Origin of the sequence: Citrobacter sp. 21OH12SH02A-Citro (assembly GCF_027919895.1) — a bacterium.
Taxonomy (GTDB): Bacteria; Pseudomonadota; Gammaproteobacteria; order Enterobacterales; family Enterobacteriaceae; genus Citrobacter; species Citrobacter braakii.
On sequence record NZ_CP114801.1, the window covers coordinates 1,476,190 to 1,496,955 of the forward strand.

The 20,766-nt window shown below is 50.0% G+C and carries 17 protein-coding genes and 1 tRNA gene; 9 read left to right on the forward strand and 9 right to left on the reverse strand.

Going from position 1 to position 20,766, the window contains the following annotated elements; genetic code table 11:
- Window positions 1-5: 5 nt before the first annotated feature.
- The gene (locus O6D90_RS07075) at window positions 6-1,703 is read right to left on the reverse strand and encodes a sensor histidine kinase (RefSeq protein ID WP_088583162.1); all 1,698 of its coding nucleotides are present in this window, start codon (window positions 1,701-1,703) and stop codon (window positions 6-8) included.
- 387 nt (window positions 1,704-2,090) lie between these two features.
- Here O6D90_RS07075 and alaC point away from each other — a divergent pair, with 387 nt between their 5' ends.
- The gene (gene alaC, locus O6D90_RS07080; protein WP_016153894.1) at window positions 2,091-3,329 is read left to right on the forward strand and encodes an alanine transaminase; all 1,239 of its coding nucleotides are present in this window, start codon (window positions 2,091-2,093) and stop codon (window positions 3,327-3,329) included.
- A 65-nt stretch (window positions 3,330-3,394) separates the two neighbouring features.
- On the opposite strand, the gene ypdK is transcribed toward alaC, so the two are convergent.
- Complete coding sequence (gene ypdK / locus O6D90_RS07085) at window positions 3,395-3,466, reverse strand: membrane protein YpdK (protein ID WP_010723117.1); 72 nt, start codon at window positions 3,464-3,466, stop codon at window positions 3,395-3,397.
- A 343-nt stretch (window positions 3,467-3,809) separates the two neighbouring features.
- Here ypdK and O6D90_RS07090 point away from each other — a divergent pair, with 343 nt between their 5' ends.
- On the forward strand, window positions 3,810-4,424 hold the full coding sequence (locus O6D90_RS07090) for a lysozyme inhibitor LprI family protein (RefSeq protein ID WP_016157071.1): 615 nt from the start codon (window positions 3,810-3,812) through the stop codon (window positions 4,422-4,424).
- A 41-nt stretch (window positions 4,425-4,465) separates the two neighbouring features.
- Here O6D90_RS07090 and lpxP read toward each other — a convergent pair whose 3' ends face one another.
- Window positions 4,466-5,386 (reverse strand): kdo(2)-lipid IV(A) palmitoleoyltransferase, encoded by a 921-nt coding sequence (gene lpxP / locus O6D90_RS07095; protein WP_016157070.1) that lies wholly within the window; start codon window positions 5,384-5,386, stop codon window positions 4,466-4,468.
- A gap of 442 nt (window positions 5,387-5,828) precedes the next feature.
- Between lpxP and O6D90_RS07100 the strand changes: the two genes are divergently transcribed.
- Window positions 5,829-6,071, forward strand: a complete 243-nt coding sequence (locus tag O6D90_RS07100; protein ID WP_016153891.1) for a DUF2545 family protein — start codon at window positions 5,829-5,831, stop codon at window positions 6,069-6,071.
- 83 nt (window positions 6,072-6,154) lie between these two features.
- On the opposite strand, the gene pgtP is transcribed toward O6D90_RS07100, so the two are convergent.
- The gene (gene pgtP / locus O6D90_RS07105; RefSeq protein ID WP_016153890.1) at window positions 6,155-7,546 is read right to left on the reverse strand and encodes a phosphoglycerate transporter PgtP; all 1,392 of its coding nucleotides are present in this window, start codon (window positions 7,544-7,546) and stop codon (window positions 6,155-6,157) included.
- 421 nt (window positions 7,547-7,967) lie between these two features.
- On the opposite strand from pgtP, the gene pgtC reads away from it, so the two are divergent.
- The 3 genes from pgtC to pgtA are packed head-to-tail and all read left to right on the forward strand — an operon-like array spanning window position 7,968 to window position 12,404.
- Window positions 7,968-9,161, forward strand: coding sequence for a phosphoglycerate transport regulator PgtC (gene pgtC / locus O6D90_RS07110; RefSeq protein WP_369707203.1), 1,194 nt, complete (start codon window positions 7,968-7,970; stop codon window positions 9,159-9,161).
- 11 nt (window positions 9,162-9,172) lie between these two features.
- Entirely contained in the window at window positions 9,173-11,167 is a 1,995-nt protein-coding gene (gene pgtB / locus O6D90_RS07115; protein WP_172452809.1) for a two-component system sensor histidine kinase PgtB, read from the forward strand.
- Window positions 11,157-12,404, forward strand: coding sequence for a two-component system response regulator PgtA (gene pgtA, locus O6D90_RS07120; protein WP_016157067.1), 1,248 nt, complete (start codon window positions 11,157-11,159; stop codon window positions 12,402-12,404). The genes pgtB and pgtA overlap by 11 nt, the downstream gene beginning before the upstream one ends.
- A 104-nt stretch (window positions 12,405-12,508) precedes the next feature.
- Here the strand turns inward: pgtA and O6D90_RS07125 are convergent, their stop codons facing one another.
- Window positions 12,509-13,048 carry a DUF2058 domain-containing protein gene (locus O6D90_RS07125; RefSeq protein WP_016157066.1) on the reverse strand — a complete coding sequence of 180 codons (540 nt, stop codon included), beginning with the start codon at window positions 13,046-13,048 and terminating at the stop codon, window positions 12,509-12,511.
- Window positions 13,049-13,422: 374 nt separating this feature from the next.
- On the opposite strand from O6D90_RS07125, the gene O6D90_RS07130 reads away from it, so the two are divergent.
- Entirely contained in the window at window positions 13,423-15,321 is a 1,899-nt protein-coding gene (locus O6D90_RS07130; RefSeq protein ID WP_016153885.1) for a methyl-accepting chemotaxis protein, read from the forward strand.
- Between the two features lie 76 nt (window positions 15,322-15,397).
- On the opposite strand, the gene O6D90_RS07135 is transcribed toward O6D90_RS07130, so the two are convergent.
- Window positions 15,398-16,006 (reverse strand): DUF1062 domain-containing protein, encoded by a 609-nt coding sequence (locus O6D90_RS07135; RefSeq protein WP_016157065.1) that lies wholly within the window; start codon window positions 16,004-16,006, stop codon window positions 15,398-15,400.
- 560 nt (window positions 16,007-16,566) lie between these two features.
- Between O6D90_RS07135 and O6D90_RS07145 the strand changes: the two genes are divergently transcribed.
- Window positions 16,567-17,193 carry a hypothetical protein gene (locus O6D90_RS07145; RefSeq protein WP_016157064.1) on the forward strand — a complete coding sequence of 209 codons (627 nt, stop codon included), beginning with the start codon at window positions 16,567-16,569 and terminating at the stop codon, window positions 17,191-17,193.
- Window positions 17,194-17,246: 53 nt separating this feature from the next.
- Here O6D90_RS07145 and O6D90_RS07150 read toward each other — a convergent pair.
- Both O6D90_RS07150 and O6D90_RS07155 read right to left on the reverse strand, forming a co-directional pair.
- A tRNA-Arg gene (locus O6D90_RS07150) sits at window positions 17,247-17,318 on the reverse strand.
- 75 nt (window positions 17,319-17,393) lie between these two features.
- The gene (locus O6D90_RS07155; RefSeq protein WP_016157063.1) at window positions 17,394-18,335 is read right to left on the reverse strand and encodes a formate/nitrite transporter family protein; all 942 of its coding nucleotides are present in this window, start codon (window positions 18,333-18,335) and stop codon (window positions 17,394-17,396) included.
- A 288-nt stretch (window positions 18,336-18,623) separates the two neighbouring features.
- On the opposite strand from O6D90_RS07155, the gene mlaA reads away from it, so the two are divergent.
- The gene (gene mlaA, locus O6D90_RS07160) at window positions 18,624-19,379 is read left to right on the forward strand and encodes a phospholipid-binding lipoprotein MlaA (protein ID WP_003028190.1); all 756 of its coding nucleotides are present in this window, start codon (window positions 18,624-18,626) and stop codon (window positions 19,377-19,379) included.
- 59 nt (window positions 19,380-19,438) lie between these two features.
- Here mlaA and fadL read toward each other — a convergent pair whose 3' ends face one another.
- Entirely contained in the window at window positions 19,439-20,719 is a 1,281-nt protein-coding gene (gene fadL, locus O6D90_RS07165) for a long-chain fatty acid transporter FadL (RefSeq protein ID WP_016157062.1), read from the reverse strand.
- Window positions 20,720-20,766: the final 47 nt, after the last annotated feature.

Sequence of the window (20,766 nt, forward strand, 5' to 3'; positions counted from 1 at the left end):
CCTGGTTAAAGCAACAATGTGGCCGGTGCGGCTGCGGGCGAGTGCTGATTAGGCACATAAAAGGCAATCTCAGTGCCTGGCTCCAGACGGCGGATATGGAGGCCCTGGCCGTAGAGCAGCTTAACGCGATGATGCACATTCAACAGACCAATTTTATTGCCCGGCATTTCATTGGATTCGACCCGTTCAATCACTTTTGGATCGATACCGTGGCCCGTATCCCGCACGGCAATTCGTACCCGATTACCGCACTCCGCAACGCTGATAGTGACCACCCCTTTTCCTTTGCAGGGCTGAATCCCATGGACGATAGCGTTCTCTACCAGCGGCTGAATCAGCAGGCTGGGAATATAACAGCTTACCTCTTCATCGATATCATAAATAACCGTCAGCTTGTCGCCAAAACGGGCCTGCTCGATGGCGATGTAATCCTTGATTTGATACAGCTCTTTTTTGATGTCGATCTGCTCATCGTCTTTTAATTCAATATTATAGCGAAGATAGCGCGATAAATTAAAAATCAGCTGGCGCGCTGTGTCTGGATTCAGCCGCACCGACGATGAAATTGCGTTCAGGGCGTTAAACAGGAAATGGGGATTTATTTTACTTTGTAGCGCACGCAGCTCTGCCTTATTTGCCATTTCGCGTAACTGCTCCGCCCGGGAGACTTCCAGCTGAGTCGAGATAATTTGCGACAGGCCGATGGCCATTTCTTGTAGCGAGGAGGTTATCTGGTGGGCGTGACAGTAGTAGATTTTTAGCGTACCGGTGACAACACCTTTCTCCCAAAGCGGAATCACCAGCATGGAGTGTATTTCCGGCGTACGGTGCGCTTCATCATTGTTTTTAATGATGATTTTTCCGTAATTGATCGCCTGTTGCGTAGTCGGACTGACGAAATCATCATTATCGCGGTAGTTAAGTTCACCCACGCCAACGTAGGCCAGCACGTGCTGGGTGTTGGTAATAGCGACGGCATCAGCATGGATATCATGGCGAATAATTTCGCACACCTGGCGAAGCGATTCGCTATTGACCTGGCGAAAAAGCGGCAGAGTTTTGTTGGCGATATCCAGAGCAAGCTTAGCCTGCTTCGCGGCGCTGGCTTCTTTCTCGCCTTCCACGCTTTGCACCAGCATGACGATAAAACCAATGCAGACACTACCAAGAATCATTGGGATGCCGATTTTCGAGACGATATCCAGCCCCAGTTCGGTGGTGGGTGCCCAGGCGACGACGAGGATCATGGTCAGAGATTCGCACAGCATTCCGCCTAAAATACCCGCACGCCAGTGCTGCGCTTTGGGGATCCTACGGTTGATCCAGCCGGCAATGCAGCCTGCCAGAATGCTGGTGATAAAGCAGGGTAGGGCGGTTACGCCGCCGATGTCGATCAGGTAGCGGTGGGTGCCCGCGATCAGGCCTGTAATAATACCGACCCAGGGACCGAACAGAATTCCCCCTGACATGACGGCGATAATACGTACGTTAACCAGTGAGCCTTCAACCGGTACGCCGGACCAGGTACTGAACAGGGCAAACATTGAGAAAATCGCGGTAACGGCGAGCAGCTCTTTCGGGGAGTGGGCTGACTTGTGCAACAGTTCGCGAAACAGGCGGATACGAATCAGGAAAAACAGACAGAACAGCATCAGCGCTGCCCGGTCGAATACCGCCAGCAGCATATTGAATATTTCGTGCACGGGTGACTCTTGCGCAAGGGTTAAACCTCTATGATAGGTAACCTGAGGCTGGATGACCAGCACACCCGCAGCCTGTAGCTAATGGGGAAAAACCTTAATATTAAAAGGGGATTGTTGCATGATTGTTGTATTTACAATGCCTGTCCTGTCAACGGAGCGCACAAAGTAATATGTTTAACAATAAAATGTTAAATAGTGGTAATTTTAAGCGGAGTGTGAAAAATTTTATTTCCTCATTTTTTCTGGCTATTCCTCTTTTATCTCAATAAAAAATATTTTGTTTTGCCTCTCGACAGAAGGAAATTATTCAGGCTATTTTCTAAACGTGCCACCATCGTGGCAGCGTCGCTCGGACGGTCCGGGCGCTAACGTTAATCTGAGGATATTATGGCTGACTCCCGCCCTGAACGTCGCTTTACGCGTATTGATCGTCTTCCCCCTTACGTTTTTAACATTACTGCTGAACTGAAGATGGCTGCGCGTCGGCGCGGCGAAGATATTATCGATTTCAGCATGGGGAACCCGGATGGGGCCACGCCTCCTCACATTGTCGAAAAACTCTGTACCGTGGCGCAGCGCCCGGATACGCACGGTTACTCCACCTCGCGCGGCATTCCGCGTCTGCGTCGGGCGATTTCCCGTTGGTACCAGGAACGCTATGACGTTGAGATCGATCCGGAATCCGAAGCGATTGTGACGATTGGCTCGAAAGAAGGATTGGCGCACCTGATGCTGGCTACGCTGGATCACGGCGATACGGTCCTCGTACCGAACCCGAGCTATCCGATCCATATTTATGGCGCGGTGATTGCCGGCGCGCAGGTACGTTCAGTGCCGCTGGTCGAAGGCGTTGATTTCTTTAATGAGCTGGAGCGAGCGATTCGCGAAAGCTACCCGAAACCGAAGATGATGATCTTAGGTTTTCCTTCCAACCCGACTGCGCAGTGCGTCGAGCTGGAGTTCTTCGAAAAAGTTGTGGCCCTGGCTAAACGCTATGACGTGCTGGTGGTTCATGACCTGGCCTATGCCGATATCGTCTACGATGGCTGGAAAGCGCCGTCGATTATGGAGGTACCGGGCGCTCGTGATGTCGCGGTGGAGTTTTTCACCCTATCGAAAAGCTACAACATGGCGGGCTGGCGTATCGGTTTTATGGTAGGTAACAAAACGCTGGTGAACGCGCTGGCTCGAATTAAGAGCTATCACGATTACGGAACCTTTACTCCGTTGCAGGTTGCAGCAATCGCCGCGCTGGAAGGCGATCAGCAGTGCGTGCGGGATATTGCTGAGCAATATAAACGTCGTCGAGATGTGCTGGTTAAGGGGCTGCATGAAGCCGGGTGGATGGTCGAGATGCCCAAGGCCTCGATGTACGTTTGGGCGAAAATCCCAGAGCAATACGCCGCGATGGGATCACTTGAATTTGCCAAGAAACTGCTGAACGAGGCGAAGGTATGCGTTTCGCCGGGGATTGGTTTTGGTGATTATGGTGATACGCACGTGCGCTTTGCGTTAATTGAAAACCGCGACCGTACCCGCCAGGCGATCCGTGGCATCAAAGCAATGTTCCGCGCCGATGGCTTACTGCCTGCCAGTGCAAAATCGGCCACTGAAAGTACCGACTAACAACACGTTTCCCCAAAAGCAAACAGGAGCCATCAGGCTCCTGTTTTTTTGCTGCGTCTTTTAATTTAGATCATCAGGGCGAAAGTACCGGCCCAAACGATGACCATAAAAGAAATGCCCATAAAGAAATATTTCACTTTTCATCTCTCCGCGTACCTGAGGTACGTCTAAATGAACATATGCTAACCTGACAGAGAGCTGATGCACGCGTAAACGAAATGGAGAATTCCCTTCGTTTGCTTGTCTGCATCACCTCAGAATTCTGAGCTTTTATGCTCCAGACGGCGCTAATGTACGCCTAAAAATGAGGTGAGACAAGAGGCATTTTTTTATTTAATTTTAATAACTTACAAGTGTCGTGATTCGGCGACAGTTTAATTTCTGTCGGTAATAAATTGCTATTGAGCGACGAAATGTTTACTCGGAGAATTCTCATATCTCCATGATGTTAATGCGGTTAATTTTTCGCGGAATGAGATTATGAAAAGGTTAAAAATGACCAGATTAATGATGTTAGCACTCGTTCTTACGCCAGTGACGTCGATGGCGGCCTCGCCGATGGCATTCAATTTCAGCTGCGCAAGTATTGGTGGTGTGAATAGTGATGGTAAAGGCAATATCTGGATTGATGGCACTAAGGCGACGGTAAAGGCCTTCAATGAAAATTACTGGGAAGCAAAAAGCGGTAACAATACCGTGTCTATCTCCCGTAAAGATGACGGGAATCCGGACGTTTCCTGGACCGGGCCAAATCGTAAGCACGGGATTTGCCTGCCTGAAGACAATATCGACTTTTCAGGGGCAAAGAAATCGACCAGCAACGGGCCTTCTTTTTCCTGTTCTGCGGTAGCAAAGGGCAGTATCGAAGAGGTTATCTGTCAAAGTCCTTCGCTCTCAGCCATGGATTTGGCAATGAACGGGGCCTACAGGCAGGCGCTGGTGAAATCGAGTAATAACCCGACGCTCAAAGCAGAGCAACGTGGCTGGGTGAAAGGGCGTAACGAATGCTGGAAAGAGCAGGATAAGCCAGCGTGTATAGCCCGTAACTACAATGAGCGAATGGCTGAATTACAGAACAAGTGGGGCGTGAAGTAATTCAGGCGCAGAAAAAAAGAAAGGCCTTTCGGCCTTTCTTTTTAGATATATAACGAGGCTTCACCCATCGGGCGAGTTTTGAAGCGACGGTGGATCCAGAGATACTGCTCGGGCGCGCGCATGATCTCTTTTTCGATAATTTTGTTCATATACGCCGCTGCCTGGCTTTCATCTGTTGGATAACCTTCCATTTCTGGCGTGATGAACAGGCGGTAACCGGAGTTATCTGCTTTTCTCACCATGGTTACGGTCAGCATCGCTGCGCCCGATAACCGTGACAGCACGTAAGTACCGTTGGTGGTCGCGACGTTTTTGACTGCGAAGAAGGGGGCGAATGAACTCCCTTTACGACCGTAGTCCTGATCGGGGGCAAACCATACCGCTTCCCCTTTTTTCAGGGCGCCGACAATACCGCGCAGATTATTTCTGCCGATCATGGCCTTGTTGGAGCGCATACGACCGCGGGTTTGGATCCACTCCATCAACTTATTGTTGTGCGGGCGATAGGTTGCCATCATCGGTTGGCAAAGTCCCATTACGCGACCACCCAATTCGAGTGACATAAAGTGTACGCCTACCACCATCACGCCACGGTTTTGCATCTGTGCGCGTTTCAGGTTGTCCAGCCCTTCTACATCAAACCATTTGCGTACCCGGCGATCCGGCCAGAACCAGGCCATACCCGTTTCAAGCAGCGCCATGCCGAGTGAACGGAAGTTCTCATCGACCAGTTTGTCTCTTTCTTCTTGCGACAGATTTGGGAAACAGAGTTCGAGATTTTTATGAGCAATAGATTCACGGCGCTTTAAAAATGGACGAGCCAGCGTTCCTGTACGGGTACCAAGAAAACACAACACGGGATAGGGAAGTTGTACCAGTAACCAGAGCACACCGACGCCAAACCATGTGAGCCAGTAGCGCGGATGCAAAAACGCGCGTGAAAATTTACATTGGGGGAACATAAGCACCTGTTGTTGATACGAAATAGGTGTATCGCGAAGATTCTTTAGTCTGCCGCTTTACAGTCTGTACTGATCGTTAGGCCGCCATGAACGACATTGGTTCCTGTAAAGAGTGTAAAACTGAGTCAGGACAAAACCAGGAAGGGGCATGAATGATCGGACGCTCAATGTACACCCGAATATTAATGTCAGCCAGAAATAATTACTCAAGATTCGTAAATGTTTTTACGGCGATTAAGGTCAAAAATGAGTCGATATATAATGCGTTGTTTTTATGACGATTAAATAAACGGCTGTCGAATAAATTAGTAGTCAGCGATTGAGTGATTTTTGTAACGAGAATGTTGCTTAAATTGCGAACTATTGGGAATTGTCTTAGAATATAAACTCAAGGGAGTGTAAGGACTTACGTAAATTTTTACGGCAAACAGGAGGTATCGCTATGTTCTATTTTTGGATCTTTCTCGCGTTGAGCATTCTGAGCGTCAGTTGCTATATCTGGCAGGTTATGGGGGCTGCGGCGTCAATAAGTGCTTTTATCGGCATGGCCATACTCACGGCATTAATTTACGTTTTTACTATGCAGTTGACCAATGGTAACGAGATGGTTACCGGATTATTCCTTTTTCTTGCCCCAGCATGCGGTTTGATCATCCGCTTTATGGTGGGTTACGGTAAGCAATAAATTATCACGTTGAGCTATTTATGCTTTATCTGAATGTATTGAAGTGCCAGCATCGCTGGCACTTTTTGCGAGACTCAAATCGGTTACCGGGCATCAGCCAACTGGAGTGACGCTTCCTCTTGCTGAGCGTTTTTCCGCTGTTGTTCGAGCTCCAGCGCGCCGCGATGGGAGAGGTAGCAGAACAGGATGCAGCAGACAATCCCGCCCATCAACAGATAGAAGCCGCCATGCCATCCCATTTTATCGACCATCACGCCAAACAGGCTGGTTCCTAGCGATGCGCCAAAAATGTAGCTCATGAATCCGCGTAACCCTACCGCAGAACCTACTGCGAAGCTGGGGACGATTTCCATGGTCTGAACGGAGGCCAGGAACTGCGGAACATAAATCAGGCAACCCACGATGGCGGCAAAAATAGTGACCATCAGCAGCGATTCACTTTTCCAGTAACCGATCAGGCAGACGAAAATCAGCGCCATACAGATCATGGCCAGCGGCATGCGACGGCCTTTAAACAGTTTATCGGTGAGCCAACCCGCCAGTAATGTGGAAGGAATTGCCGCCCATTCGAAAAACAGAAAAGCTATGCTCATTTGCTCTTTCGAGAAATGTTTTTCGGTTAATAAATAAATTGGCAGCCAGCTAATCATACCAAAACGCACCATATAGACAAAGACGTCTACCAGTGAAACATACCAGGCATTCTTATTACGCAATACATAGGTGCAGAAGATCTGGAAGGCACTCATATTTTCTGGCGCCTGGACAGCGTGTCGGGAATTTAATACGACTTTTTCTTCCGGCATCATTTGTTCCAGAGCCGGTAAGCCCTCCTGACGCGGTGAACCTTTCCCCAGCATCAGCACAATAAAAGCAAACAGTACGGCAACACAGGCCGGAACAATATAGCTGGCGCTTTGCCAGTGTTCGCTCCCCAAAATGGCAAACGCGGCGCCAACAATCGGGGCGACAATACCACCGCCAACGTTGTGTGAGATATTCCAGAATGCGCCAACGCGTCCACGTTCTTTACGTGGAAACCAGTTAGCGATGGTAATAAATGAAGGGCCAACGCCCATCCCCTGAAACAAACCGTTGAAAACGACCAGCGCGGCGAATATCCAGAATCCGGTACTGAACCCCAGGCCTACGTTGACGATAGCGCACAGGATCAGGCCGCATGCCATGAAGACTTTCGGGCTGGCCTTGTCTGCCAGACTGCTCATAATGCCTTTACTGATCCCATAGGCAATAAGCATGCAGCTGCTGAGTAAACCAATCTGCGTAGCGCTGAGATCCAGATGCTCCTTCAGGTATGGAGTCGAAAGCGTGAAGTTATTGCGCACAATATAGTACGCAAGATAGCCAAGAAATACGCTGAGTAATGCCTGAATGCGGTATCGGCCATAAGTTGCCTGGACTTTCTCCGCAGGGACTTTATTCGCCGCTGGTCCTGCCTTAAATATTGATAACATATCATCACCTAATTTTTTATTGATGTGAATATCAGGATTTTTCGCAGTGAAGAGTGAAATAGACGGCAAAGAAACTCAAGTTGATGAAATGTGTCACTATTGACTCAATTCTCGGGCGGCGTGGCAGATTTTGACTCTTTTTTAATAATGGATTTTTAATTCTATTCTTTCATGGGCATTTTTATCATCGGCGTGTGCGGGTATTAACAAATTCAGACTGCATTTTCGGGTATTCTTTACTGATGTCGTCACTTTCCGTTTGGTTATTTTACGAATAACCTTATTCTTCCCCCCAGAGGTGATAAACGGGTAAGTTTTGTCTCAATATTATTTTTTGTACATGTTGGTATTTATGAACGGGATCACAAACAGACTGTTGGGCCGGGGGCGTTTTTGGGCATTCTTGCTCTGTTTTATGTCGCTGTCGGCGAGCTGCCAGGTCCTGGGTAAAGAGCTGGTGATGGCGACCACCTTTTCCCCAGGGGCCACGGCCTGGATTATCCAGCGCTGGCAGACGGAGCCAGGGTCAGTGATGATTCGCACGTTAAACCGGACCAGCGGTTCGCTGGAACAGTTGCTGGATACTGCGAATGCAGAAAACGTCGATCTGATTTTGACCTCATCACCCATGCTGTTGCAGCATCTTCAGGAGCACCAGAAGCTGGCGCCTTTCGATAATGCGCTGCCTGAAAGCCAGCGGCTGGTGCCAGACTCGATTCGTTCGACCTCCGTGGCTGTGGCGATATCAGGGTTTGGCCTGTTGATTAATCGTTCTGCGCTGGCGGCGCGGCATCTTCCGCCGCCTGCCGACTGGGGGGATTTAACGCAGCCTAAATATCAGAACGCGCTGTTGATGAGTAGCCCGTCGCGTTCCGATACCAACCACCTGATGGTTGAGTCGCTGCTGCAACAGAAAGGGTGGGAAGAGGGCTGGGCGACGCTGTTGGCCAGCGCCGGTAATCTGGTAACGATTTCATCACGCAGTTTTGGCGTGGCCGACAAAATTAAGAGCGGTCTGGGCGTGGCGGGGCCGGTTATTGATAACTATGCCAACCTGTTGCTTAACGATCCGCACCTTACTTTTACCTATTTCCCTCGCTCGGCGGTGTCACCCACCTATGTTGCCGTACTCAAGAATAGCCAGCACCCCAACGAAGCGCGTCGCTTTATCCGCTATCTGTTAAGCCCGGAAGGACAGCGGATCCTTGCGGATGCGAACACGGGGAAATATCCGGTCACGCAGCTCGCGCCTGATAACCCACGCGCCGCTCAGCAGGCTATTTTGATGAGCCAGCCCGCGCTTAATTATCGGCTGATCCTTAAGCGGCAACAGTTGGTGCAGCGGATGTTTGATACCGCCATCAGTTTTCGACTCGCGCAGCTGAAAGATGCCTGGCGGGCGCTATACAGTGCGGAAGCGCGCCTGAAACGCCCGCTACCCGAAATCAGAGCATTACTGACCAGCGTCCCGATAGACGCCAGAAGTAGTGAAGATGAGGCCTGGCTTGCGCAATTTGAGAATAAAAGCGTAGCCGAACAGCAGATGATGGAGTGGCAGCTCTGGTTTCTTAAAAATCAGCGTCAGGCGATATCCAAACTGGAAGAGTTAAAATGAAAGGTGGTTCGATACTGCAACGCCTGCGCCAGCTCAGCATCAGCAGCAGCCTGCGGGGAGCGTTTCTGACGGGCGCATTACTGACGTTGAGCGTAAGCTGCGTCAGTTTGTACTCCTGGCATGAGCAGAGCTCGCAGATACGCTATTCACTTGATGATTACTTCCCGCGCGTACATTCCGCTTTTTTGATAGAAGGAAATCTCAACCTGGTTGTGGATCAGCTTAATGAATTCCTGTTGGCCCCCAACACCACGGTAAGGCTGCAACTGCGCAATCAAATTATTTCTCATCTGGACAAAATTGAGGTGCTGAGCCGGGGATTACAATCGGCAGAACAACAGCAGTTGGCGGTGATTTTGCAAGACAGTCGGGCGCTGATGGCGGAGCTGGACCGGGTGCTCTACAACATGTTCCTCGTGCGCGAAAAGGTGAGTGAACTCTCCGCGCGCATCGACTGGCTACATGATGATTTTACTACTGAGCTGAATTCGCTGGTGCAGGATTTTACCTGGCAGCAGGGGACGTTGCTGGATCAAATTGAGGCCAAAAACGGCGATGCAGCGCAGTATCTCAAACGTGCCAGAGAGGTACAAAACGAGCAGCAGCAGGTTTACACCCTGGCAAGAATTGAAAATCAGATCGTGGATGATTTACGCGACAGGCTCAATGAACTGAAGTCGGGTAGCGACGACGGAATGCTGGTGGAGAATCATATCCGCTATCTGGAGAACCTGAAGAAAACGGCGGATGAAAATATCCGTACCCTCGATGACTGGCCCAGTACTATCACCCTGCGGCAAACCATTGATGAGTTACTGGAAATCGGGATGATGAAAAATAAAATGCCCGATACCATGCGCGATTATGTCGCCGCGCAAAAAGCGCTCGTTGATGCTAACCATGCCAGAGAGGCAACGCTCGGGCGCTTTCGAACACTGCTTGAGGCGCAGTTGGGGAGTAGCCATCAGCAAATGCAGATGTTTAACCAGCGGCTGGAACAAATTGTTCGCGTCAGCGGTGGACTTATTCTGCTGGCGACGCTGCTGGCGCTACTTCTCGCCTGGGGGCTCAACCATTACTTTATTCGTTCGCGTCTGGTGAAGCGTTTTACCGCACTCAACCAGGCCGTGGTGCAAATTGGTCTTGGCAGAACGGATGCCACCATCCCGGTTTATGGGCGCGATGAGCTCGGGCGCATCGCAGGATTGCTGCGCCATACTCTGGGCCAGTTGAGTGCGCAAAAAAATCAGCTGGAGCAGGAAGTGACAGAGCGCAAGGAGATAGAATCCGATCTCCGGGCAACGCAGGATGAACTGATCCAGACGGCAAAACTGGCAGTGGTTGGACAGACCATGACCACGCTGGCGCACGAGATTAACCAACCGCTGAATGCGCTGTCGATGTACCTGTTTACGGCGGGAAGGGCAATTGAACAAGGACAATCCGCTCAGGCCAGAAGTACGTTAACCAAAGCGGAGGGGCTGATTATCCGTATTGATGCCATTATCCGTTCGCTGCGTCAGTTTGCACGTCGGGCCGAGCCGGGCGCGCCTTTGCATCCGGTCGATCTGCGACAAACATTCAGCGCCGCCTGGGAACTGTTGGCCATGCGGCATAAGCCTCAGCAGGGTACGCTGACGCTTCCAGCCCAGAGTGTATGGGTGACAGGTGATGAAGTGCGTATTCAGCAGGTGCTGGTAAACGTACTGGCAAATGCGCTGGATGCCAGTCCGACTGGCGCGCAAATAGAGGTTCACTGGCAGGCTGAGGGCAGCCGATTGTGCGTCTTTGTCTGCGATAACGGCCCCGGCTGGCCGGAGGCGTTATTGCCATCACTATTAAAGCCGTTTACCACCAGTAAGGATGTGGGGCTCGGTATTGGCTTATCGATTTGTGTATCGTTAATGGGGCAAATGAACGGCGAGCTGCGCCTGGCGTCGACACCGGGGCGTAATGCCTGCGTCGTTCTGCAATTTAATCTGACGGATGTAAACGATGTTGTGTGATGACTATTCTGTTCTGCTGATTGATGATGATGCCGATGTTCTCGACGCTTACACTCTGTTGCTTGAACAAGAGGGGTACCGTGTCTATGCATGCAATAACCCTTTTGATGCCCGAAACTGGCTGCAAGCCGACTGGCCGGGGATTGTTCTGAGCGATGTGTGTATGCCTGGCTGCAATGGAATAGACCTGATGACGTTGTTTCATCAGGATGATAATCAGCTACCTATCCTGCTAATCACCGGGCATGGCGATGTCCCGATGGCGGTGGAGGCAGTAAAGAAAGGCGCATGGGACTTTCTGCAAAAACCAGTCGACCCCGGCAAACTGCTGTCGCTGGTAGAGGATGCGCTGCGTCAGAGAAAATCCGTGATTGCCCGTCGCCATTATTGCCAGCAAAAGCTTCAGGTTGAACTGCTCGGCTACAGTGACTGGGTCAATCAGTATCGTCAACGTCTGCAACACCTGGCGGAAACGGATATTGCCGTCTGGTTTTATGGCGAGCCGGGAACGGGACGTATGACCGGAGCCCGGTATTTGCATCAGCTTGGGCGCAGCGCTGATGGGCCGTTTATCCGCAGTGAACTAACGCCCGGGAACGCGGGACTACTCAATGACCTTATTGCACAGGCGCAAGGAGGAACGCTGGTCCTGAGCCATATTGAGTGCCTGACACGTGAACAGCAGCACCATCTGGTGCATCTGCAAAGTCAGGAGCGGCGTCCGTTTCGTCTGATAGGCATTGGTGACACATCGTTAGTGGAACTGGCGGCAACCAACCAGATTGTGGCCGAACTCTACTACTGTTTTGCGATGACGCAAATCGGTTGTCAGCCGCTGTCACAGCGTCCGGATGATATTGAGCCGCTGTTTCGTCATTACCTGCAGAAAGCCTGTCTGCGCCTGAACCATCCCGTGCCCGAGGTTGAAGGGGAGTTACTGAAAGGCATGCGGCGTCGCGTGTGGTTAAGTAATGTTCGAGAACTGGCGAATGCCGCCGAGCTTTTTGCCGTTGGGCTACTCCCGCTGGCTGAAACCGCGAATCCGCAGCTGCATCTGCCTGAACCAACACCGCTCGATCGGCGGGTTGAAGAGTACGAGCGACAGATCATTACTGAAGCGCTAAATATTCATCAGGGGCGCATTAATGAAGTGGCGGAGTATTTACAAATCCCGCGTAAAAAATTGTATTTACGCATGAGAAAATACGGGCTGAGCAAAGAACACTATAAGTTTTAGTCGCCAGGATTGGGGGAGAAGGGACGTCGAGAGTATTTCGGTGGCGGCGTTGGCGTTCACCGAAATAGGCAACGGAAGTCCGGGTGATTATCTGGTTGTTTTTCTTACCACATCAAATCATCAGGGATGACAAAATCAGCATACGGATCGTCTTCGTCCTTCGCTTCCTGGCTCAGCTCGCAATTTAAAACAATATAACTTGCATCGCGCTGCGCAATCTTGTCGGCGACGACAGCCGGGATAATGGCGTATTCGCTATCGTTGCCGCTTTCAGCCGTCAGTCGGGCAATGGCCAGACGGCCCTTGATCAGCTGAGACTGAGTCACCTTATCAACATAGACTTTTTTGATCAGGTTATTATCAGTAAAGTTGTAACCAATATCGCCACGGGTAATGGTGATTTTATTCATTTCAATCAGTTGCTTGATCTGGGCTTTATATTCTTTAGACAGCGCGGCCTGTTTCTGCTGTTCGCTGAGCTGCTTGTCGCGCTCAATTTGCGCTTTTTTATTCTCTTCAACCGCTTCTCTGGCTTCGCGAGCCTGAACGCGCGATTTCTTCGCCGTTCTTTGCACTTTGGCCACTTTTTTGCTGCTGACCAGACCTGCCTTAAGCATCTGTTCTTGTAGGGTAAGTTTTGTCATCGTCGCTTCTAATCCAATAAAATCGTTGTCAGGATTATAACCTTAACGTTCGGCGGGATGCCAGAAAATGGCCGTGCCACGACGGTTATCTCCAGTAGGCGTCACCGTTCTGTGTCTTACTCCCTTTCCGAATCGTGTTGATAGTTAACCCGTTTTTTAATAAGAAATAATATGCTGAATGATTTAACTAACTTGAGAATAGATATCATAAATATAAATATTCCAGTGATTTATCCTGATTGTCGTAATCAAATAGAGTTATTTTGGCAGGTATTTAATCTAAAAAACAATCAGTTGTCTCTTGATCAAATTTAAAGTGCAGCCTCATTGCGCCGATAACCATAATGAAAATATGGACAATGGAGGGAAGTGGCATGTGGTGGGTTTATCGAATGCCGATGAAAATGAAGTTAATAATCGCGCTACAACCACTATTATTGGCGTTATGTTGGTTTGCTGGTTCAGGAATATTGACGCGAATTGAGACAGAACGGCAGATGGAAAATATTGCTCAACTGACAGCGCTCGCGCGTAGTGCCGGAAATGTGGTGCATGAGCTGCAAAAAGAACGGGGAATGAGCGTCGGATTTCTGGGGGCTGAAGGGAAGACGTTCAAAGATGAGTTAACCGCACAGCGGGCTTTAACCGATCGCGAGATCGAGGTCTTTGTGCGTTCACTGTCCGATACTGCATTACCAGAAGGGGATGCCGCCAATTCTGTCACCACGTTCAAGAAAAACATTCTGTCGCTCGCCACCATCAGGGAAAACGTCACGCGATTGGGGCTTCCGGCCTCCGATGTCGTTAAGTTTTATACTAATGTCATTGCTGATGTGCTGAGTTTTGTGGGCAGGTTGGGACAGTTGACGGATTCAGGCGAGATGGCGAACGCATTCGCCGCCTACTACAACTTGCTGAATTTGAAAGAACAAGCAGGTATTGAACGCGCGCTGCTGTCAAATATCTTTTCCTCCGGTCATTTCGCCGAGGGGCAGTTACATCAACTCAGTGATGTCGTCAGTAAACAGAACGTCTGGTTGGCACAATCGTTGCGTCTGAGCCCACCGGAACAGGCGGCCATGCTGGAAAGCCGCTTACAGTCCACAGAAGCGTCAAAAGCCCTCTCATTACGCGAAACCGCGTTTAGTCATGCCGCGAACGGTGGATTTGATGTCGATCCTACTGTCTGGTTCAAGGTTCAAACCCAGCGTATTGAAGTGATGCGGCAGATAGAAGATGTGACGGCGAATCTTCTGTTAGCGAATGCGGAAAAACTCGCGCAGGATGCACGAAAAAACTGGCAAATATATATGATTGTCAGCTTGTTAGCGCTCCTGGCATCATTGGCGTTCGCAGGGGCAATCGCTATCAATATGCATCGTCAATTTAGTGACACGCTCCGCAAGATTGCGGGTATGAACGGCGATCTGACTCAACGACTGGCGACCCCGGGGAAAGATGAGCTTTCCTCACTTAATCGCGCCTATAACACGATGCTGGAAAGTATTCAGCATATCGTCCAGGAGATTAAACAAGGCTCCGTGGTTTTATCCGATGCCAGCAGCAGCATTACGGCGGGTAATCAGGACCTGGCCCAACGCACGGATGAACAGGCAGCATCAATAGTACAAGCGGTGGCCAGTATGGAACAGCTCTCCACGACGATTACGCAAACGGCGGACAATGCCCGCGAAGCGGAGCATCTGACAATCAGGCTGGAAAAAGAGGTCCGCCAGGCCAGTAACGTCGCCAGTGCGGCAAATCAAAGCATGGGGGATATTCGTTCTTCCAGTGAGAAAATCTCGAATATTGTGACCTCGATAGACGATATTTCGTTTCAGACTAACTTGCTGGCGCTGAATGCGGCAGTGGAAGCTGCTCGGGCAGGAGAGATGGGCAGGGGGTTTGCGGTTGTCGCCAGTGAAGTGCGGAATCTTTCGCAGCGTTGTGCCAAAGAAGCTAATCAGATCCGCGAGCTGGTCGCGCAGAATATGGTAAAAATTAGTGAGGGTGTTGAGCGGGTTACGGCGTCCGCTACCGCGCTAGAAGCCGCGGCGGACAATACCACCAGCATGAAGCAATATATTGCGGATATCGCTCGTGTAGCGACGGAACAATCGCAAGGGGTAACTCAGATTAACCTGGCACTGCGACCTATGGAGCAGGTCACGCAGCAAAACGCGGCGTTGGTTTCTCAGGCCGCAAGCGACAGCCAGCGCCTGGACAATCTGTCTGTCACCATGAAGGATCTGGTCAATCGTTTTGTTGTCTGACATGACGCCGTTTAACCGACCCGGACAACATACCGGGTCGGTTAAGCCTCACCATCTTATCGTGAGCTTCATACTGTTAACGTTGGGTCATAACAACTTTTCGCCGAGCATATAATGTGACTGCTGACAGCTGAAAATCCAAATATCCTGTCATTAGTTTTCGGGATTTGAGTTCTTTCATCGTAATACCACTAATATGGCCTTCATCTATCAGTTTCTTTATCTCCGCGGTGCTGAGGAAAAGCTGGCGCTTCAAGATCGATAGCACACTAATCTGAAAAGAATGGGAAAGTCTGATGCTTACGGTGACGTTCTGGCCGGTTTTGATGCTGACCTGCCACTGCTCCTGAATACGAAAATCAGGTTTACCTGCAAGTTCAGCCTTGTTACGGCTCAGGGTGGCTTTATCATTGGCAAAATAGTGAACCGTACTGGCATCGTTGGTGATAAATCGATGATACAGCTCGCGATTTATTTTGCTGATGTGAAGTCGTGAATACAGCGAGATATTCCATGTATATTCGCAGTGGGTGCATTTATAAATGCTCCAGATATCGAGCACTTTCTTTTGCGAATTGACTCTGAATGCGCCGGAAGGTGCGAATTCGCGTTTTACATTACATGATGGGCAGCGCTTAGCAATGCGCTGGTAACCGACAGGGGTGACAGTCCATGTGACTTTCATACTGTACCTTTTTTAACCCAAATAAATTCGGATCCGTTTTGAACGAACCATCGTTTTTATGTGAGAAAAATATTTGTTAGATATTTTTCAGTGGGTTAAGAAAAGATTTCTAACACAGTGATCCTGTCTGCCAACAAATGAATCTTGCGAGATTATCAGTGTGGAAGCCTTCAAGTATATGAGTTCAATCAATATTCATTATGTTGCCAAGGTTGAAGTAACTGCGGATGCCGGGCCCCCTGGTGACTTCTACCAGCAGGTATTTTTAGAGGGATGCTTGTTGATAAGATAATGTTGTATGCGGTCAGCGTGCGGGTAAACATTTCTCCGGAGCCGGTTGCGTATACCGCCACGGTTTCATTGTTGGCATAATTTCTGCGTTACCCTGGATCACCAGCCCTATCGACGGCCGCGTCTCTCACCATGCAAGAGCAGTCAGTAAGTTACTAAGGGGCAAAGTAGCGATAATTCCACTGCCTATACCTGCGGGCTTCCGGTTGCAGTCTGTCGCTGGTAAAGTGAGCAACCAATACCGAGATGTGGCCAGAAGGGAATTCCGAGTGACCGAACGTATTGATTATCAGACTGAAAAATACAGCTTTACTGAGGCGACTGAAAGTTCCCGTCTGGCTGGCCAGTGGGCTGATGTTATTGCTGAATGTCGGGAAATGAAGGCGGGTCCGGAAGAGCGTCTGCGTATTGCTTTATTGAATGTGGACTATGTGACCAGCTTTGAGCTGCCTTTCCGTTTGTTATTACTCCGTACCCCGCAACTGATTGCCAGCGTTCGTGAAGAGCTACAGCTTAGTCAGAAAAACGTAATCTTTAACGGTAAACGCTTTGGTTGTGTTTACAGCCTGAAAGCCAGTCTCGGCGGGATACCGGATGAATTTCAGTACCGCCTGTCGCATCGTATTCGACGCATTAATCGTGCAGGTTCAAGCGAAGCGCCATATCAGCAAATTGCTAAAATGGTGAAAGCACCGCGTGAGCGTCTGAAGCTGGCACTGGAATCAGGCCTTGATGTCACTGCTTTGGACGGGCTTTTCTGGTTTGGCAGCCAACGTATTGCTGCTGACGTACTGAGGCTGAGAAAATCAGGGATGCGGATAGCTACTGAGCAGACAATGGTGTCCGACAATCTTACTGCAACGGTGAGGAATGTGCCGTTTTATCGCCTGGCTTAGGGATGAACTGACAGGTAAATGAAAGGATTTAGCCGGATGCATTTAATTAAAAGTGTCCCCTGCAGGAATCGAACCTGCAACTAGCCCTTAGGAGGGGCTCGTTATATCCATTTAACTAAGGGGACGAAGCGGCACGAGTATAGCGTTTTTTACTCACAACGGTAAGCCTCAGGCCGCCCAACTGCTCAAACCGTCACCATTCAAGCCTGTTTTTTCTGGTTTTTCTGCTTTTGCTCATCCCGCCTGGCTTGCAACCTGGCTTCTTCTTTGCGTTTATTGCTCATATCATTGCGGATCTGCGCGTGGCTCATCAGCGCGAAGATAAACGTTCCGCCACAGATATTCCCGGCGAGCGTTGGTAGCGCAAAGGGCCAGAAAAAATCACTCCAGTGCAGCGTGCCATTAAAGACCAGATAGAGAATTTCCACCGAACCGACGACGATGTGCGTGGTATCGCCCAGCGCAATCAGCCAGGTCATCAGAATAATGACCACAATTTTTGCTGCCCCGGCGGCGGGAAACATCCATACCATTGTGGCAATTAACCAGCCAGAAATGATGGCGTTGGAAAACATCTCCGTTGGCGTGTTTTTCATCACATCCATGCCGATTTTGACAAAAGCATCGCGGGTTTCTTCATCAAAAATCGGCATATGCTCAAACGCCCATGCGGCAACCCCGGTGCCAATAATATTACCTAGCAGAACCACACTCCACAGGCGCATCAGCAGGCCAAAATTGCCGAGCGTAGGGTTTTGCATTACCGGCAGGACGGCGGTGACGGTATTTTCGGTAAACAGTTGCTGGCGAGCCATAATGACAATTATAAAGCCGAAGGTATAACCGAGGTTCTCCAGCAAAAATCCTCCAGGCACACCTTCCAGTTGCACATGAAAAATTCCTTTAGCCAGTAGCGAGGCGCCCATCGAGAGTCCCGCAGCGATGGCTGACCACATTAGCGCCATCGCGTCGCGCTCCATTTCTTTCTCCCCATCCTGGCGGATATGTTCATGGATCGCCATGGCGCGGGAGGGGAGTCTGTCCTCATCGACCTCAATCTTTTTACCCTCTAGCTTTTCGTCACTGTCGACCTGGAGTTCGTCGCTGTGCCGATCAATCTTTTCGTTCTCAATGTCATTCATAGCCGAATCCTGAATTAGCACGTATTGCTAAAGCGTAGCGGCTTTTGCCCGAAAATCAGCGGGAGAAAGTCTGAGATAGCAAAAATGGTAACGTTTGTTTTTATTGGGGTAGCTAGAATAGAGCCGCCGCGGAGTACGCATTACCAGGCTATGATCAAATCAGTAACACAGGGTATATAGACATCATTTGACGTGCTGTTACAATCGCTCACATCTAAACAGGCGGATACGTCATCGTTCCGTCATGGATGGCAATCAGCGATAGCCATAATACACAGGGAGACACTTATGAAGCTTCGCCTGTCGGCGCTTGCGCTGGGAACCACACTTTTGGTGGGGTGTGCGAGCTCTGGTACTGAACAGCAGGGGCGTTCGGACCCATTTGAAGGGTTCAACCGCACCATGTACAACTTCAACTTTAATGTTTTAGATCCATACGTTGTTCGACCGGTGGCAGTTGCCTGGCGTGATTATGTCCCGCAGCCGGCGCGTAACGGTTTGAGCAATTTTACCGGCAACCTTGAAGAGCCGGCCGTTATGGTCAACTACTTCCTGCAAGGTGACCCCTATCAGGGGATGGTGCACTTCACCCGTTTCTTCCTGAACACCCTGTTAGGTATGGGCGGATTTATCGACGTGGCGGGTATGGCTAATCCGAAGTTACAGCGCGTTGAACCACACCGTTTTGGTAGTACGTTAGGCCACTATGACGTTGGTTACGGACCGTATATGCAGCTTCCATTCTACGGCAGCTTCACGCTGCGTGATGATGGCGGCGACATGGTGGATACGCTGTATCCGGTACTGTCCTGGCTGACCTGGCCGTTGTCGATAGGTAAATGGACGGTTGAAGGGATTGAAACCCGCGCGCAACTGCTTGATTCCGACGGTCTGCTGCGTCAGTCTTCCGACCCTTACATCATGGTGCGAGAAGCTTACTTCCAGCGTCATGACTTTATTGCGAACGGTGGCAAACTCAAACCAGAAGAAAACCCGAACGCGAAAGATATTCAGGACGATTTAAAAGAGATCGATTCTGAGTAAGGAAGGATGAAAATAAAAAGGTGAGCTAAAAAGCTCACCTTTTTTATATCTGAAGAAAATCAGAATGCGTAGTTGAAGTTGGTACCGAACAGCCAGGCTTTACCTTCAGAATCGAAAGTATACGGGCCTTCTTTGACGGTCACTTTCTGGCCGTGCATATAAGAAACGCCTACGTCAATGGACGCGTCATCATTGAAGGCGTAAGTGGTACCCGCACTCAGCCACAGACGGTCCTGGTCCGGAATGGAGATGGAACGCTTGCTCGCAGGAACCGGGCTATCGTCATAGGCGATACCGGTACGGAAGGTCCAGCTTTTATCCATGTAATAAGTCGTACCCAGCGCGATGCGGTAAGAATCTTTGAAGCCTTCTTCTTTATAGAACAGCGTCTGCCCGTTGGTGCCGGTTGCTTTCAGTTCCTGGAACTGACTCCAGCTGGTGTAAGCCATGCTGTAGTGAATAGCCCACTGTGGTGCAACGCGGTTGTAACCCGACAGTTCCCACATTTCCGGCAGGTTAAGCGTCAGAGAACCTGGGACGGTGGCGTTGGTGGTTCCCCAAGGGAACGCCGTGCCTGCGCCAGGTAACGCGTTGGCCTGGGTGCGGATGCCGCTCTTGTAATCGCCATCGAAGTCGATTTTGACTTCAGACCGATACGTTAAACCGTAGCGGTTATTTTTATCCAGCTCGTACAAAATTCCGGCGTTCCAGCCGTAACCCCATTCGTCACCTTTCAGGCTGGCAATTTTCTGGCTGACTTTTGGCAATGCGGCAGTTTGTTCACCGGAATAACGCTCAATTTTTGCATCGGCATAGACGGCATTAAAACCAACGCCAAAGCTCCAGCTATCATTCAGACGGTAGGCACCGCTCAGGTTCAGGTTGACCGTTTTAAGATCGGTCTTCCCGCCGTATTCGCCGACGATGTAGTTATCGTTAAATTCGGTTGCCAGGCCATAGTTTGACGTGACAGAAGCCCCCCAACCAAACTGTTCGTTGATCGGCATCACGAAGTGAGCATTGGGAACCCACGCCGTAGGCGCGATGTTGTCCGCATCGGTGCTGCGACCGGTGTATGGCGATTTACCGGAAATATTCACGTCTGGATCGATATACACCGCACCCGCTGAAAAAGTAGGGCGGTCAAACATCATAATCAGCGCCGGGTTACGACTGGCGTTACCTGCATCATCTGCAATAGCGCCTTCACCCGAATATGCCCGGCCAAGGCCAGAGGAAGAAAATTCGTTTAACTGAAAGCCTGCAGACCAGGCCTGTGTGGAGATAATTGCCACTGCGACTGCGAGAGCAGACTTTGTAAACAGGGTTTTCTGGCTCATGACCATAACCTCATTGATTTATTTTTATACAAACAATGTTACATACC

Excerpts from the sequence above, each read along its gene's own strand:
- alaC (WP_016153894.1), top strand. The coding sequence starts at position 2,091 with ATGGCTGACTCCCGCCCTGAACGTCGCTTTACGCGTATTGATCGTCTT.
- O6D90_RS07090 (WP_016157071.1), top strand. The coding sequence starts at position 3,810 with ATGAAAAGGTTAAAAATGACCAGATTAATGATGTTAGCACTCGTTCTT.
- lpxP (WP_016157070.1), bottom strand. The coding sequence starts at position 5,386 with ATGTTCCCCCAATGTAAATTTTCACGCGCGTTTTTGCATCCGCGCTAC.
- O6D90_RS07100 (WP_016153891.1), top strand. The coding sequence starts at position 5,829 with ATGTTCTATTTTTGGATCTTTCTCGCGTTGAGCATTCTGAGCGTCAGT.
- pgtP (WP_016153890.1), bottom strand. The coding sequence starts at position 7,546 with ATGTTATCAATATTTAAGGCAGGACCAGCGGCGAATAAAGTCCCTGCG.
- pgtA (WP_016157067.1), top strand. The coding sequence starts at position 11,157 with ATGTTGTGTGATGACTATTCTGTTCTGCTGATTGATGATGATGCCGAT.
- O6D90_RS07125 (WP_016157066.1), bottom strand. The coding sequence starts at position 13,048 with ATGACAAAACTTACCCTACAAGAACAGATGCTTAAGGCAGGTCTGGTC.
- O6D90_RS07130 (WP_016153885.1), top strand. The coding sequence starts at position 13,423 with ATGTGGTGGGTTTATCGAATGCCGATGAAAATGAAGTTAATAATCGCG.
- O6D90_RS07135 (WP_016157065.1), bottom strand. The coding sequence starts at position 16,006 with ATGAAAGTCACATGGACTGTCACCCCTGTCGGTTACCAGCGCATTGCT.
- O6D90_RS07155 (WP_016157063.1), bottom strand. The coding sequence starts at position 18,335 with ATGAATGACATTGAGAACGAAAAGATTGATCGGCACAGCGACGAACTC.
- mlaA (WP_003028190.1), top strand. The coding sequence starts at position 18,624 with ATGAAGCTTCGCCTGTCGGCGCTTGCGCTGGGAACCACACTTTTGGTG.
- fadL (WP_016157062.1), bottom strand. The coding sequence starts at position 20,719 with ATGAGCCAGAAAACCCTGTTTACAAAGTCTGCTCTCGCAGTCGCAGTG.